Genomic DNA, 13919 nt, shown 5'->3' with positions numbered 1-13919 from the left:
ACATGTCTCGCTGGGCTCACTCGCGTTCAGCTATCAGAACGAAGCGCTCGCGCACGCGCGCCTCATTCGACTCGTGACGGACGTGGATCTCATACCGGCCCGGCTGAGCCACGGCCACGCCGAGCGGCGCGTCGCCGCGGTAGCTCGTCAGCCTGTGTGAGCAGCGCTCCTGCCGGCAGTGCTGCTCCAGCGATCCACCTTCGCCGTCGGGCAACCGCACGCGCACGTGCTCCGGCACCTTAAGCTGGACCACCGCCGGCTCGTCCGCGTGGCGGTGAGTCCACAGATCGAGGTGCGTCCACGCGTGCCCTTCGTCAGGCAAGGCGACGGCACGCTCCTCGGATCGCTCGATCGCCGGAGAGCACGCGCCCCTGTCGCCCGCCGCGAAGACGGCGACCGCCAGCGCGGCAAGCGCCGGGGCTGCGATGAACGCCCTCCACCCCCAGCTGTCGCTCGCCCGCTGCGAGCGCGCGCCGCCGGCCGCCGCCGGGCGCTCAGGTCGCTCGGGGAGCTTGCTCAGCGCGCGCTCGACGCGCTCTCTCCGGCGGCGGCCTTCGCCGCGCTCGGCGCCTACCTGCTGCTCCTTCGCACGCCGAGCGAGCGGGTCGTGTCGCGCGTCGTGCTCTCCACGCTCGCGCTCTCGCTCGCGGCCTCGCTGGCGATATGGCTCTCGGCCGTCACGGCGCCCTACGCGGTCGTCCCGGGGGCGCTCGGCCGCTGGTTCGAGCTCGGCGATTATGCGTTCGAGGTCGTCCTGCTCGTCGAGCGGCTGTCGGCGACGATGATGCTCCTCGTCTCGCTGATCGCGCTCCTGGTCGGCAGGTTCTCGGTGGCGTACCTGCACCGCAAGCCGGGCTTCGCGCGCTTCTTCCTGCTCCTCGCGCTGTTCTCGACGGGGATGCTGGGGCTCGTGTCGGCGGGCTCCGTCGACCTCCTCTTCGCCGGCTGGGAGCTCGTCGGCGCGACGAGCGTGCTGCTCGTGGCCTCCTTCCACGAGCGCGAGGCGCCGCCGCGGGCCGCGGTGCGGGTGTACATCACCTACCGGCTCTGCGACATCGGGCTGCTCGGGGGCGCGGTGCTCATGCACGACGTCGCCCGCTCCTCGCAGTGGGGCGAGGTGTTCGGCGGCTCGCCGTGGCCCGGGGGCGCCGCGCCGCTCGGGCCCGGCGCGGCCACGGCGCTCGCGCTGTGCCTGTTCCTCGCCGCGATGGGCAAGAGCGCGCAGCTTCCTCTGGGCAGCTGGCTGCCGCGGGCCATGGAGGAGCCGACGCCATCGAGCGCGCTCTTCTACGGCGCCATCTCGGTGCACGCCGGGGTGTACCAGCTGCTGCGCGCCCCCTCGGCGCTCCGCGACGCGCAGGACATCCGGGCCGCGCACGCCGGCGAGCCGCTGCCGCACCTCGGGCTCGCTGGCCGTCTCTTGCCGGCGGCGCTCGTGCGGCGCGCGTACTGGCTGTCGCTCGACCGCGGGCTGCAGGAGCGGCTGGTCGCGGCGCCGCTGATGCGCCTCGGGCGCCTGCTCGACCGGAGCGAGCGCCGCTGGGTGGCGGCGCTGAGCGGCTGGCCTGAGCGCACCCCCGCGGCGCCCGGCGACGAGGGCGCGCGCGGAGAGACAGAGATCGCGGCGGCCTTCCAGCCCCGCGCGCGCGACACGAAGAGGGCTCGCACGTGAACGCCTTTCCGCTCCTCGGGACGCTCGTCCTCACGCCCGCGATCGCGGCGCTGGTCGCCGCCCGGGCGCGCAGCGACGAGCGCGCGCGCCGCGTCGCCCTCATCGGCGCGGCGCTCACCCTGCTCCTCTCGCTGCTGCTGCTCGCGCTCTCCCACGCCGGCGTCGCGCTCACCGCCGGGGGGCCCACCCTGCCGCTCCTCGGCGCGCGCCTCCGCCTCGGCCTCGACGGCTTCACCATCACGTTGCTCCCGCTGCTCGGCTTCGTCCTGCTCGCCCTGCTCGCCGCGAGCCCGCGCGCCGCGATCGATCCGCCCAGCGCCGCCGCGCTGCTCGCCACCGGCAGCGCCATCCTCGGCGTGTTCTGCGCGGTCGATCTCGCGGTGCTCGCGGCCGCGTGGGTCGCCGCCCTCGTGCCGGTGGATCGCCTGGTCGCCAGGAAGGGCGCCGAGGACCCGCTCCTCCGGCGCACCTGCCGCATCTTCCTGCTGGGAGGCACGGCGCCGCTCGTCGTGGCGATCGGCGCCATCGCCGTGCTCGCCGCGCGCCAGGGCGCGGCCCTGCCGTTCGACGTCGAGGAGATCGCCCGCGCCGGCGTCCCCGAAGCATGGCAGTCGCCGCTGTTCGCGCTCGTCGGCATCGCCGTGCTGATGCGCATGGCCGCCGTGCCGTTCCACGGCTGGCTGCCGGTGCTGCTGGAGCGGGGGCCGCTCGGCGTGACCATCCTGCTCGCGCAGATGCAGGTCGGCGTCTGCGTGCTCGTCCGCGTGGGGGTGACGCTCCTGCCCGCGGGCTCGGCCGACGGCATGCCGATCCTCGCCGTGCTCGGCCTGATCAGCGCGCTGCACGGCGCGGTGCTCGCGCTGGTCCAGACCGATCTGCGCCGGCTGCTCGGCTACCTCGTGGCGAGCCAGAAGGGGCTCGTGCTCCTGGGGGTCGCCTCGCTGAGCCCGCAGAGCGTGAGCGGCGCGCTCCTGCAGAGCGTCGCCTTGTCGATCGCGATCACGGGGCTCGCGATGGTCGTCGGCGCGATCGAGGCGCGCGCCAGTACGGCGGACACGCGGGAGCTCGGCGGCCTCGTCGCCCGGACGCCCCGCATGGCCGCCTTTTTCTTCCTGCTCGCGTGCGCCATGATCGGGATGCCGGGGGCGCTCTCGTTCGTGAGCGAGGACCTGCTCCTGCATGGAATCTTGCACGCCCATCCCGTGCTCGCGGTGCTGGCGCTGACGGCGGCGGCGCTCAACGGGATCACGCTGTTCCGGGCGTTCCAGCGGACCTTCCTGGGGCCGCTCCGCCGCCACCTGAAGGGCGCCGCGCTGGAGGCGCTCGTGCTCCGCGAGCGAGCGTTCCTGCTCGCGCTGGTCGCGCTCACCCTGGTCCTGGGGGTGGCCCCGACGCGGCTGATCGCGATCCATGCGCCGGTGGTCGAGCGGGTCCTCCACGACGTGGCGCACGGCGCGCAGGCGCGCCTCGCGGCGGCGGCGAACCGCCGCTCCATCGACGCGGACGGCCGAGCGCCCCGCCGTGACGGACGAACGTCGCCCTGAGCCGCGTCCGGCGGATGGCGCGCGCTGCGCCCGCCGCCGCCGGGGGTGGCTCAGAGCAGGTAGCGCTCTCCCGAGTCGGGCAGCACGGTCACGATCGTCCCGCGCACCCTGCGCGCGATCTCCACGGCCGCGTGGACGTTGGCGCCGGAGCTCGGCCCGACGAGGAGCCCCTCCTCGCGGGCGAGCCGCCGCGCCATGCGCGAGGCGCCGGCCTCGGTCACCGTGAGGATCTCGTCGATGAGCGATCGCTCGAGGATCGCCGGGACGAAGCCGGGGCCGAGGCCCTGGATGCCGTGGGGGCCGGGGCCTCGCCCGGAGAGCACGGCGCTCTTCGCCGGCTCGACGGCGCAGATGCGGACAGCGCCGCCGAGCTGATCCCGGAGCACGCGCCCGCAGCCGGTCAGCGTGCCGCCGGTGCCCACGCCGACGACGAAGGCCGCGATGTCGCCGCCGGTCTGCGCGATGATCTCGAGGCCGGTGGCGCGCGCGTGGGCGCCGGGGTTCGCCGGGTTCTGGAACTGCTGGCTCATCCACCCGCCGGGGGTCGCCTCGCAGATCTCGATCGCGCGGGCGACCGCGCCGGCCATGCCCTGGCCCTCGGGCGTGAGGACGATCTCGGCGCCGTAAGCGCGGAGGACGTGCCGGCGCTCGACGCTCATGTCCTCGGGCATGACCACCACGCAGCGGTAGCCGCGCACGGCGGCGATCATCGCGAGGCTGATCCCCGTGTTGCCGCTCGTCGCCTCGACGATGGTCGACCCTCTCCTGAGGATCCCTTCGCGCTCGGCGCAGAGCACCATGCCGAGCGCCGCCCTGTCCTTGACGCTGCCGCCCGGGTTCATCGACTCGAGCTTGCCGTAGACGACGCCCCCGCCCTCGGGCGAGATCCGGGCAAGGCGGACGAGCGGCGTGCCGCCGATGAGCGACAGGGCGTCCGCAACGACCGGACCGACGCGGAGCGCGCCAGCAGGCGGAGGAGCCGAGCTCTCACCAGGCGCGTCGGGCGGACTCGGCGGTCCGTCGCCCGGTGCTCGAGGGGACGACATGCCGCCAGTGTACACGTGAACAGGGCATCCCCGGGCAACGTGCCGGAGCGCACGCCCCTCCAGGGGCGCCGGCCCGCTTTACATCGAGATCTCCGAGAGAACCCCGTAATGATCCGATGCGGCGACGCCGTTGCGGATCTCCTCGAAGACGACCCTCGACGAGAGCGGCTTGCCTCGCCCCTGCGCGTCCGGGCCGCGGACGAAGACGTAATCGATGCGGCGCGGGTACTCGTTCGTGATGGCCGCGAACGGGTTCCGCACGGGATCGAAGGTGAATCCGGGGCCCTTGCCCGTCTGGTCGAAGGTGTCGGCGAAGTACACGCTCTTCTGGTTCAGGGCGTGCAGCCCCTTCATGAACCGGATCTCCGTGGCCTCGGGCTGCGCGTTGAAGTCGCCGACGACGATGGGCGGCAGGCCCTCCATGGGCGCCTCGCGCATGACGATGTCGGCCACGGCCGCGACCTGCGCCTCGCGCACGGCGCCGTGGTGGAACTTCCAGTTGAGGTGGGTGACGAAGAACGGGATCGCGCCGTGGGGCGACCCGAGCTCGGCGAGCAGGATCGAGCGCTTCTCGTCGGTCTCACCCGTGGGCAGGGGGAACGCCTGGCTCCGCGCGATCGGCCAGCGCGACAGCACGGCGTTGCCGAAGAGCACGCCGCCGCCGAGGTCGTGCGCGGCGCCGAACGCGACCTCGTAGCCGAGCCCGTCCGCGATGCCGTCGGCCAGCGAGCGGCCCTCGTACGACAGCACCTCCTGGAGGCCGACCACGTCGGGATCGAGCTCGCGGAGACCCTCCCGGATGACCTCGAGGCGCGCCTCCCACGGGTCGTGGCGGTTCCAGATGTTCAGGCTGAGCACCCGGAGGGAGCTGCGAACACGGATGCCGGATCCGCCGTGCGGGGAGCCGCTGATCCCGGAGCCTTCTCGAGGACGTTCCATGCCGACGGGCTACGCCAGCTGCGCGCCCGGATCCAGCCGTGATACGAAGGGCCCGGCGCAGGCCGCTGCCCCTCCGGCGCGGAAGGGCGGCCTTGACCGGGAGAACCTGAATGATCACGTGTGCTCGTCGACGCGGGCGGCCAGGATCGGCCTCCTTCCGACCTCGGACCTCGCTCCGCATGACCGCGAGCTTCCTCCTGCTCGCGCTGGTCGCCGGTTGCGAGAGCAAGATGGATCCCAAGGAGTGCGACAAACTCCGCGGCGACGCCTTCGAGATGGTGAACAAGGCGCAGCACTGCAACACGGACGCCGACTGCCGTCAGAGCGAGTGGCCGGGCTGTGCGAAGCCCATCAGCAACGCGACCTTCGACAAGATCAAGCCCCTCTCGGAGAGCTACAAGACGGGCAAGTGCGAGGAGCCCAAGGTCGACTGCAAGCCCCCGCCGGACGCCTACTGCAAGCAGGGGCTCTGCGTGCACCGCGAGATCGGCACGCCGGAGGGGGCGGGCAACACGCCCGCCGACCAGATCCAGATCCAGTGATCCCCGCCACGCCGTCCGCCAGCGCGCCCCGCGGGCCGCTGCGCGGCGGCGCTGCCCGAGCGCGCCGCGCGCCGGCCCGCGCCGCGCGCGGGGCCGCGCTGCCGGGCGCAAACGGGCGCGCCGCCTCGGTACGCGCTTGACGCGCGAACCCGCAGGGGCCACGGACGCGGCCGTGAGCGAAGGCTTCTATCGCGGCAAGCGCGTCGTGGTGACCGGCGCCGGCGGGTTCATCGGCAGCCACCTCGTCGAGGCGCTGGTCCGGGAGGGCGCGCGCGTGAGGGCGCTCGTCCGGTACACCTCGGGCTCGCGGCGCGGGCACCTCGACCGGCTCCCCGAGGACGTGCTCGCGCAGGTCGAGGTCGCCCCCGGCAACGTGGAGGACGCGGGCGCGGTCCGGTCGCTCGTGCGCGGCGCCGACGTCGTGTTCCACCTCGCTGCCCTGATCGGGATCCCGTACTCGTACGTGGCCCCGCAGCAGTACGTGGCGACCAACGTGCAGGGCACGCTGAACGTCCTCGAGGCGGCGCGCGAGCACGGCGCGCGCGTGGTCCACACGTCGACGAGCGAGACCTACGGCACCGCGCGCTACACGCCCATCGACGAGGCGCACCCCCTGACCGGCCAGTCCCCGTACTCGGCCACGAAGATCGGCGCCGACAAGCTCGCCGAGAGCTATCACCTCTCGTTCGGCCTCGAGGTGGCGACCATCCGGCCGTTCAACACCTACGGCCCGCGGCAGTCGTCGCGCGCGATCATCCCGAGCGTGATGCAGCAGCTCGCCGCCGGCAGCGCCGTTCTCCGCCTCGGGAGCACCACGCCGGTGCGGGACCTCAACTTCGTGACCGACACCGTCGCCGGCTTCCTCCTCGTCGGATCGAGCGCGCGGGCCGTGGGGCAGACGCTCAACGTCGGGAGCGGGCGCGCCATCTCCATCGGCGATCTGGTCCGCCTCATCTTCGAGGTGACGGGCAAGCGCGCGGAGCTCGTGACGGACGAGGCCCGGGTGCGCCCCGACGCGAGCGAGGTCATGGTGCTGCTCGCCGATTTCCGTCGCGCCGCGGAGCTCGTCGGCTATGCGCCCCGCGTGCCGCTCGAGGAGGGGCTCGCGCGGACGTACGCCTATGTCGAGCGTCACCTCACCGATTACCGGCCGCGCGAGTACGCGATCTGACGCGCGCCGCCGCGCGGCCGGGGGCCGGCGCCTCGCGCGCCCTCTCCGCGGGGCGCCGGCTGGATGGATGGAAGGCCATGTGGAAGATACCTCTCAGCGATCTCTCGTTCGGGCCTGAAGAAGCCGAGGCCGCGCGGCAGGTCGTCGCGTCGGGCTGGTTGACGATGGGGGAGCGGACGGCGCAGTTCGAGCGGGCGCTCGGCGAGGCGCTCGGCACCCCGAGGGTGCTCGCCGTGACGAACTGCACCGCCGCGCTGCACCTCGCGTACACCGCGCTCTCCGTGGGCCCCGGCGACGAGGTCATCTGCCCGAGCCTCACGTTCGTGGCGACCGCCAACGCCGCGCTCCTGTGCGGGGCCAACGTGGTGCTCGCCGACATCGTCGGCGGCGACGACCTCAGCGTCGATCCCGCCGACATCGTCCGCAAGATCACCCCGAGGACGCGGGCGATCGCGGTCGTCCATTACGCCGGCTACCCTTGCGACATGGACGCCATCTGCGCGATCGCGGCCGAGCGGGGGCTCGCGGTGGTCGAGGACGCGGCGCACGCGCCGCTCGCGAGCTACCGGGGCAGGGCGCTCGGGACGCTGGGGGACGTCGGCTGCCTGAGCTTCTTCTCGAACAAGAACCTCGCGGTCGGCGAGGGGGGCGCCGTGATCGCGAGGGACGACGCGCTCCACGCGCGCATGCGGCTCCTCCGCGCGCACGGGATGACGACGCTCACCCTCGATCGGCACAAGGGGCACGCGTTCACCTATGACGTCGTGGACGCGGGCATGAACTACCGCATCGACGAGATCCGCAGCGCCATCGGCCTCGTGCAGCTCGGCCGGCTCGCGGCGGGCAACGCGCGTCGGCGCGCGCTCGCGGCGCGCTACCACGAGCGCCTCGCCGGGGCGCGGGGCCTCGGGCTGCCGTACCGCGACTTCTACGCGCGCGGGCTGGGGGAGAGCGCGCACCACCTCATGCCGGTGCTCCTGCCCGAGGGCACCTCGCGCGAGGCCGTGATGGAGGCCATGAAGGCGCGCGGGGTCCAGACGAGCGTGCACTACACGCCGATCCACCGCTTCTCGCACCACGGCGCCTCGGACCGGGTGCGCAAGGAGGGGCTCTCGCGGACGGACGCGATCGCGGGCCGCGAGCTCACGCTGCCGCTCCACCCGCGCATGGCCGACGCCGACGTCGACGCCGTGTGTGAGGCGCTCGCCGCGTCACTCCGGTAGGTACCGCTGCCGGTTCTTCTCGAACTCGTCCTGCGCCTCGGCGAAGTCGTCGCTCCTTCCGATGTCGAGCCAGTGGCCCCGGAAGGGGAAGGTGGCCACCGGCTCGCCGGCGCCGAGCAGCGCGTGCATCAGGTCGTCGAACCCGAACGGCCGGCCCTCGGGGATGAAGCGCAGCACGCCGCGGCTCATCGCGTAGATGCCCATGCTGACCCAGAACGTGTACGTCGGCTTCTCGCGGAAGCTGACGACGCGCCCGTCGGCGCCGAGGTCGAGCACCCCCAGGTCGATCTTCGAGGCGCGCTCGCAGACGGCGACGGTGAGCGGCGATCCGGTCGACTCGCCCGTCCGGTGGAGCGCCGAGAAGTCGAGATCGCTGAGGATGTCGCCGTTCATCACGAGGAAGCGCTCCGGCAGGTCCCGCTCGATGACCCGGAGCGGGCCCACGGTCCCGAGCGGCGCGTCCTCGCGCTGGTAGGCGATGCGCAGCCCGTATCGGCTCCCCTCGCCGACGACCGCCTCGATGAGCGCGGCCTGGTGGCCGACGCACATCACGACGTCGGTGACCCCCGCCCGCGCCAGCTGCCGGAGGAGGATCTCGACGATCGTGTGATCCCCGATCGGCATGAGCGGCTTCGGGATAAGGGCGGTGTAGGGGCGGAGCCGGGACCCTTTGCCGCCGGCGAGCACGACTGCCTTCATGCGATGACGTATACCCACGCGCTGCCCGGACGGGGGACCATTCAGCAGAATTTCACGCTCGCCCGGCCCGCGGCGTCCTCTCCGATTGACTCTCTTCGGGCTGCTCTATTACTGGTTGGAGAGCGTCCCGCGGCAGGTCAGCCCCGGCGTGGGGCGATTCACCCCTCACAGGCGACTTGGGCAGCAATCATGACGATGGTACCTCCGTCCCGTACCCCCGCCAGGAAGCGCCGGAAGCTCGGATATCGAGGCAGCGGCACCTTCGCCATGTGCAGCGCCGGCCCGCACCCGGGCGGTCCGCTCTTCCGGCAGCTGTGCACGCTCGCCGACCGCTTCAACGCGTGCGAGGGCGATCCGGCCGCGGCGCAGATCGGGAGCGTGCTCTCGCTGCTCGCCCTCTACGCGACCAAGCCGAACGACCGGGATTTCCGGTTGCCGTTCGGCTCCTTCGTCATGGATCTCGCCCTCGCCGACGAGGCGCGGACCCGGGCGCCGGGCGGCGGGCCCGTCCCGTACGGGCGCCCGCTGCTCGCTCGCTGACCTGGGCTTCATGAGCACGCGAGAGCTACCGACACGACCAGCGGGGCGCAGCAAGCGGACGGCGTCGGCCTCGGTGGTGCTCATCGTGAGCGCCAGCGAGCAGCTCGCGGAGCGTTGCCGGCGGCTGGTCTTCGTCGAAGGCGCCGACCTGCTCGCGTGCGATCTCGTGTCGCTGCGCGGCAGCGCGGCATGGCTGCACCCGCTGGCCATCGTGATGACGCAGGACGTGCGGGCGTTCGATCCGGAAGGGTTCATGGAGCTGTCGCGGCGCATCGGCGCCGAGCTCGTGGTGCTTCCCTCCGAGAACGTGTCGGACACACAGCTCACCGCGATGATCACGGCGGCGCTGGACATCGCCCAGCGCCGCCGTACCGACTGACGGCGAAGCGCGGCGGTCGAGGGCGCGTCAGTCGCGCGGCGGGAGGACGTCGCCGGACCGGCTCGCCCGCAGGCACCCCTCGTCGAGGCCCAGCTTGCACGCCTTCGTGAACAGCTCGACCGCCTTCCGGTCGTCGCGCTTCACGCCCTCGCCCTCCGCGTGGAGATGTCCGAGCTCGACGCAGGCGGGGGCGTTCCCGCGCTCGCAGACGCGCTGGAACAGCGCGGCCGCGCGCCCGGGATCGGCGCTCGCGCCCTGGCCGTGGAGGTAGGCCCTGCCTGCCGCGAGGCATCCGAGGTTCGCGCCCGCGTGGCATGCGCGCGCGTGCCAGTAGAGCGCCGCCTCGTCCGCCTCGCTCGCCCCGCCGGCGCCGCCCGCGCGCGCGAGCCGATCGTGGTAGGCGTCGCCGAGCCGCAGGCAGCCGCGCGCGCTCCCCTCCGCGCACGCCCTCTCGAACAGCGTCATCGCTCGCTCCACGTCGATCGAGACGATCGCTCCGCCCAGGTACATCGATCCCAGCGTCGCGCAGTCCTCGATCTGGTGGTCGGCGCAGCCGTTCGTACAGCCGACGAGATCGTCCGCCTCGCACGGCAGCCGCAGCGGCGGCGGGGCCGCCTCGGCGCTCGCCGCGGCTCGCGGTGTCGCCGCGCGCCCCTCGGGTGCAGGCCGGCCCGGATCGGCAGGGCGCCGCGCCGCGGTCGCGCTGCTGCAGCCGCAGAGGAAGAGCGCGCCGAGGAGCGACTGGGCGAGTTCGCGCACGTGCATGCTCGAACTCATGACACACAGGGAGCGCTCTCCCAATGCCGCCCCTCGGGCACTTTCAACCCCGCCGCGTTTGCCCCGGGCGCGCGGGGTAAGGGGAGCGCTCCAGGGCTGGTCCCGCGCCGGGCCTCGGTGTACACGGAGACGATGCCCCAGATGAGCCCTCCTCCGCTGCAAACGCTTGATGAGCCGAACCTCGAGGCGCTCGTCGAGCTGATGTTCCTCGCGGCGTTCGCCGACGGCGAGTTCAGCCCGGAGGAGAAGATCCATTTCGCCCGGAGCGTAGAGTCGCTCACGGATCGACGGATCCCGCAGAGCACCATGGACACGCTCCTCCAGACCGTGGTGGAGCAGCTCCACAAGGAGGGCCGCGCGGCCCGGCTCGCGTCGCTCAAGGAACGGCTCGCCAGCCCGCAGGCCCGAAAGGTCGCCTTCTTCCTGGCCGCTCAGGTCGTGGTCGCCGACGGGATCGTCAGGAGCAGCGAGCGCGAGCTCTTGCTCGACGTCGCCGCGGCGCTCGAGCTCGATCAGGCCGAGGCCGCGGAGATCGTGCGGAAGCTCGCCGCTTCATGAGCGGCCGGCCGCCCTCGGCGCGCCGCGCGCGGGGGGACAGGGGCGCCCCCTGCGCCGCGAACGCGGGCCGCTGCGCGGGGCGCGCGCGGCGGGGTGAACGGGCGCCGGCGTTTTCGGTTACGATGGCCTCGCCGTGACCTGGTCTTCCACTGGTAGTTTCCTGATCCCGTTTCCGGTGCCGGGATCAGCGCTGACCTCCACCCGGGGGACGTACGTGATCGGGGCGCTCATCGGCGACGGGCAGTATGGCTCGGTGTACGAGTGCAGCGGGCCGTTCGATCAGGTGTACGCCCTGAAGATGCTGCGGCCGGCGAACAAGCCCTACCAGGTCGTCAAGGAAGAGTGGTCGCGCGAGATGCTCCGCCTGGAGAGCTTCCGCCACCCGAACATCGTCTACATCCACGACGCGTTCGAGGTGAATTACCTGTTCTACCTGGCGCTCGAGCGGTGCGACACGAGCCTCCGGGCGCTGCTCGGCGCCCCGTTCCAGCCGCCGCTGCTCCTGGAGCTCGCGCGCCAGCTGCTGATGACGCTGCAGTACCTGCACGACAACGGCGTCGTGCACGCCGACCTGCACGCGGGCAACGTGCTCATCTCCCAGCTCGACCACAGGCCGCTCGTCAAGCTCACCGACTTCGGCGTGGCGCACCAGCTCGACGGCGTCACCCGCTGGTTCCGCCCGCAGGTCGCGAACCCGAAGATCCTCGTGCCGGAGCTCGTGACGGCGGGCTACACGACGACGCAGAGCGACCTCTACCAGCTCGGCCTGCTCATGTACCAGATGCACACCGGGCAGCCGGCCATCGACGTCAACGTCGCCTACGAGGAGATCACGCGGCAGATCGCCGAGGGCACCCCCCGGCAGAAGGCCGAGGCGCTCGGCACGCCGCTCAGCCAGGTGATCGCCAAGCTGCTGCGCCGCCGCGACGCCTACCGCTACCACTCCGCGCGCGATGTCTGGGACGATCTGCGCCAGCTCCGCTGGGCGTAGCGCGATCTCCGCTGCGCCCCGCGCGCGTTCCGGGCTAGATCTCGCGGCATGATCGCCGCCGAAACGCCACGCGTCGTCTCGCTCACGCCCGCGGTCTTCCACCTGCCGGACGCGGTGAACCAGGTCTCCCGCACCTACGGAGAGAGCCCGATCGTCCCGCGCGGCCCCCGGCTCCGGCCGCTGCTCGACCGGGCACGGCACGGCATCGTCGAGGCCCTCGGCGCGTCCAGCTACGAGGCCATCCTCCTCACGGGCTCGGGATCGACCTCCATGGCCGCCGTGCTCGGCTCCTGCTTGCGGCGCGACGAGCGGCTCCTCGTCGTCCGGAACGGCGCCTACGGCGACCGGATCTTCGAGTACGCCGCCACGCTCGGCCAGCCAGTCGTCGACATGTGCCTGCCCTACGGCGAGCGGCCGGACCTCGCGAAGATCGAGGCCATCCTGGCGGCGGACGAGGTCGACGCGGTGGCCATGGTCTACGGGGGCACGTCGACGTGCACGTTGAACCCCTTGCCCGAGGTGGGCGCGCTCGCCCGGAAGTACGGCAAGAAGCTCCTCGTCGACGGCATCAGCGCGCTCTTCGTCGAGCCGCTGGCCCTTGAGGGCTCGGGCATCGCCGCCGTCATGGGCTCGTGCAACAAGGGCCTGCACAGCCACCCGAACCTGACGGTGGCGCTGGTCCGGAAGGACCTGCTCGCCGAGATGGAGCGGATCCCCGCCCGCGTCCCGAGCCTGGAGCTCCACAAGACCTGGCGCGCCCAGCAGGGCGGCGCGCACCCCTACACGATCGACCCGATGAGCCTCTGCCAGGTGATCGCGGCGCTCGATCACCTCGCCGCCACCGGCGGCGTCGCCGGGCGTCACGCCGTGTACCAGGCGCGCTGCGCGATCCTGCGCCCCGGCTACGAGCGCCTCGGGCTGACGATCGCGCGCTGGGAGAACATGCCGCTCCAGTCGATCGGGACGGCGCTGCACATCCCGGCCGGGCGGACCTACGACCAGATGGCGAGCCGGCTCGCCAGCGAGCCGGTCGATGGGCACGTGTTCGAGATCTACGCCGCCCAGGGGAAGCTCTCGGACCGGCTGTTCCGGATCTTCCACATGGGTGAGTACCCGCTCGAGGCCTACGAGATCTTCCTCAAGGCGCTCGCGCGCGTCGTCTGAGCGCGGGGCCCGCGGCTCACGCCGCGCGGGGCCCGCGGCCCTCGTCGCGCGGCGGCCTGCGGCTCACTTCGCCTCCTTGGGCGCCTACTTCTTCTCGGCCGGCGCGGCGGGCTTGTCGCCCTTGGCCGCCTTGTCGCCCGCGGGCTTGGCCGCCTTGTCGGCCGTGGTCTTCCCGGCCTTGGCGTCCCCGGCCGCGTCCTTCGCCGCGTCGCCGACGCCGAGCAGCTCGATGTCGAAGACCAGCGTCGCCTTGGCCGGGATCTTCGGCGGGCTGCCCGTGTCGCCGTAGCCCAGCCGGGAGGGGATCGTGAGCTTGCGCTTGCCGCCCACCTTCATCCCGGCCACGCCCTGGTCCCAGCCCTTGATGACCTCCGACGCGCCGAGCGTGAACTCGAACGGCTCGCGGCCGACGGAGGAGTCGAACTCGGCGTTGTTCTTCAGCAGGCGCCCCGTGTAGTGGACGCGGACTTTGTCGCCGTCCTTCGCCTCCGGGCCGGTGCCCACGACGGTGTCTTCCTTGATGAGATCGGCGGGCTCCGGCTCGGCGGGCTTCACCACCGGCACGGCGCTGCCCGGCGGCAGATCCGGCTCGGGGACCTTCTCCTCGCAGCCCGCGACCGGGCCGAGGAGGACAGCGCAGGAGATGGCGATGACGATTTGGAGGGGCTTCATGG

The 13919-nt window shown here is 72.7% G+C and carries 16 protein-coding genes; 10 read left to right on the top strand and 6 right to left on the bottom strand.

The window, feature by feature from the left end; all coding sequences use genetic code 11:
- Nucleotides 1-16: 16 nt before the first annotated feature.
- Entirely contained in the window at nt 17-322 is a 306-nt protein-coding gene (locus WMF44_RS25790) for a hypothetical protein (protein ID WP_437292688.1), read from the bottom strand.
- Between WMF44_RS25790 and WMF44_RS25785 the strand changes: the two genes are divergently transcribed.
- Together WMF44_RS25785 and WMF44_RS25780 are read left to right on the top strand one after the other, a co-directional pair.
- Complete coding sequence (locus WMF44_RS25785; protein ID WP_437292687.1) at nt 305-1672, top strand: proton-conducting transporter transmembrane domain-containing protein; 1368 nt, start codon at nt 305-307, stop codon at nt 1670-1672. The two genes, WMF44_RS25790 and WMF44_RS25785, sit on opposite strands and share 18 nt — an antisense overlap.
- Nucleotides 1669-3216: a complex I subunit 4 family protein gene (locus WMF44_RS25780; protein ID WP_437292686.1), complete on the top strand. Its 1548-nt coding sequence runs from the start codon at nt 1669-1671 to the stop codon at nt 3214-3216. The genes WMF44_RS25785 and WMF44_RS25780 overlap by 4 nt, the downstream gene beginning before the upstream one ends.
- A gap of 50 nt (nt 3217-3266) precedes the next feature.
- Here the strand turns inward: WMF44_RS25780 and cysK are convergent, their stop codons facing one another.
- Both cysK and WMF44_RS25770 read right to left on the bottom strand, forming a co-directional pair.
- Complete coding sequence (cysK, locus tag WMF44_RS25775; RefSeq protein WP_437292685.1) at nt 3267-4262, bottom strand: cysteine synthase A; 996 nt, start codon at nt 4260-4262, stop codon at nt 3267-3269.
- 78 nt (nt 4263-4340) lie between these two features.
- Entirely contained in the window at nt 4341-5201 is an 861-nt protein-coding gene (locus WMF44_RS25770; protein ID WP_437292684.1) for an endonuclease/exonuclease/phosphatase family protein, read from the bottom strand.
- A 179-nt stretch (nt 5202-5380) separates the two neighbouring features.
- Between WMF44_RS25770 and WMF44_RS25765 the strand changes: the two genes are divergently transcribed.
- From WMF44_RS25765 to WMF44_RS25755, 3 genes are all read left to right on the top strand, one after another.
- Nucleotides 5381-5743 carry a hypothetical protein gene (locus WMF44_RS25765; RefSeq protein WP_437292683.1) on the top strand — a complete coding sequence of 121 codons (363 nt, stop codon included), beginning with the start codon at nt 5381-5383 and terminating at the stop codon, nt 5741-5743.
- Nucleotides 5744-5915: 172 nt separating this feature from the next.
- The gene (locus WMF44_RS25760) at nt 5916-6914 is read left to right on the top strand and encodes an SDR family NAD(P)-dependent oxidoreductase (RefSeq protein WP_437292682.1); all 999 of its coding nucleotides are present in this window, start codon (nt 5916-5918) and stop codon (nt 6912-6914) included.
- 77 nt (nt 6915-6991) lie between these two features.
- Nucleotides 6992-8137, top strand: a complete 1146-nt coding sequence (locus WMF44_RS25755; protein WP_437292681.1) for a DegT/DnrJ/EryC1/StrS family aminotransferase — start codon at nt 6992-6994, stop codon at nt 8135-8137.
- Here the strand turns inward: WMF44_RS25755 and WMF44_RS25750 are convergent.
- Nucleotides 8126-8836: a nucleotidyltransferase family protein gene (locus WMF44_RS25750; RefSeq protein ID WP_437292680.1), complete on the bottom strand. Its 711-nt coding sequence runs from the start codon at nt 8834-8836 to the stop codon at nt 8126-8128. The genes WMF44_RS25755 and WMF44_RS25750 overlap by 12 nt on opposite strands.
- 189 nt (nt 8837-9025) lie before the next feature.
- Here WMF44_RS25750 and WMF44_RS25745 point away from each other — a divergent pair, with 189 nt between their 5' ends.
- Both WMF44_RS25745 and WMF44_RS25740 read left to right on the top strand, forming a co-directional pair.
- The gene (locus WMF44_RS25745) at nt 9026-9376 is read left to right on the top strand and encodes a hypothetical protein (RefSeq protein WP_437292679.1); all 351 of its coding nucleotides are present in this window, start codon (nt 9026-9028) and stop codon (nt 9374-9376) included.
- A 10-nt stretch (nt 9377-9386) separates the two neighbouring features.
- Nucleotides 9387-9755 (top strand): hypothetical protein, encoded by a 369-nt coding sequence (locus WMF44_RS25740; protein ID WP_012237412.1) that lies wholly within the window; start codon nt 9387-9389, stop codon nt 9753-9755.
- Nucleotides 9756-9782: 27 nt separating this feature from the next.
- Here the strand turns inward: WMF44_RS25740 and WMF44_RS25735 are convergent, their stop codons facing one another.
- On the bottom strand, nt 9783-10520 hold the full coding sequence (locus WMF44_RS25735; protein ID WP_437292678.1) for a tetratricopeptide repeat protein: 738 nt from the start codon (nt 10518-10520) through the stop codon (nt 9783-9785).
- Between the two features lie 153 nt (nt 10521-10673).
- Between WMF44_RS25735 and WMF44_RS25730 the strand changes: the two genes are divergently transcribed.
- From WMF44_RS25730 to WMF44_RS25720, 3 genes are all read left to right on the top strand, one after another.
- A complete protein-coding gene (locus WMF44_RS25730; protein ID WP_437292677.1) occupies nt 10674-11090 on the top strand; it encodes a tellurite resistance TerB family protein in 417 nt (138 codons plus the stop codon).
- Nucleotides 11091-11265: 175 nt separating this feature from the next.
- The gene (locus WMF44_RS25725; protein ID WP_157907782.1) at nt 11266-12081 is read left to right on the top strand and encodes a protein kinase domain-containing protein; all 816 of its coding nucleotides are present in this window, start codon (nt 11266-11268) and stop codon (nt 12079-12081) included.
- A gap of 48 nt (nt 12082-12129) precedes the next feature.
- On the top strand, nt 12130-13245 hold the full coding sequence (locus tag WMF44_RS25720; protein ID WP_437292676.1) for a pyridoxal-phosphate-dependent aminotransferase family protein: 1116 nt from the start codon (nt 12130-12132) through the stop codon (nt 13243-13245).
- 84 nt (nt 13246-13329) lie between these two features.
- Here the strand turns inward: WMF44_RS25720 and WMF44_RS25715 are convergent, their stop codons facing one another.
- Nucleotides 13330-13917, bottom strand: a complete 588-nt coding sequence (locus WMF44_RS25715) for an FKBP-type peptidyl-prolyl cis-trans isomerase (protein ID WP_437292675.1) — start codon at nt 13915-13917, stop codon at nt 13330-13332.
- Nucleotides 13918-13919 lie beyond the last annotated feature (2 nt).

This window comes from Sorangium sp. So ce426, assembly GCF_051475585.1.
GTDB lineage: Bacteria > Myxococcota_A > Polyangia > Polyangiales > Polyangiaceae > Sorangium > Sorangium cellulosum_B.
The sequence above is the reverse complement of the archived record's forward strand: the minus strand, read 5'-3'. Positions and strand labels throughout refer to the sequence as shown.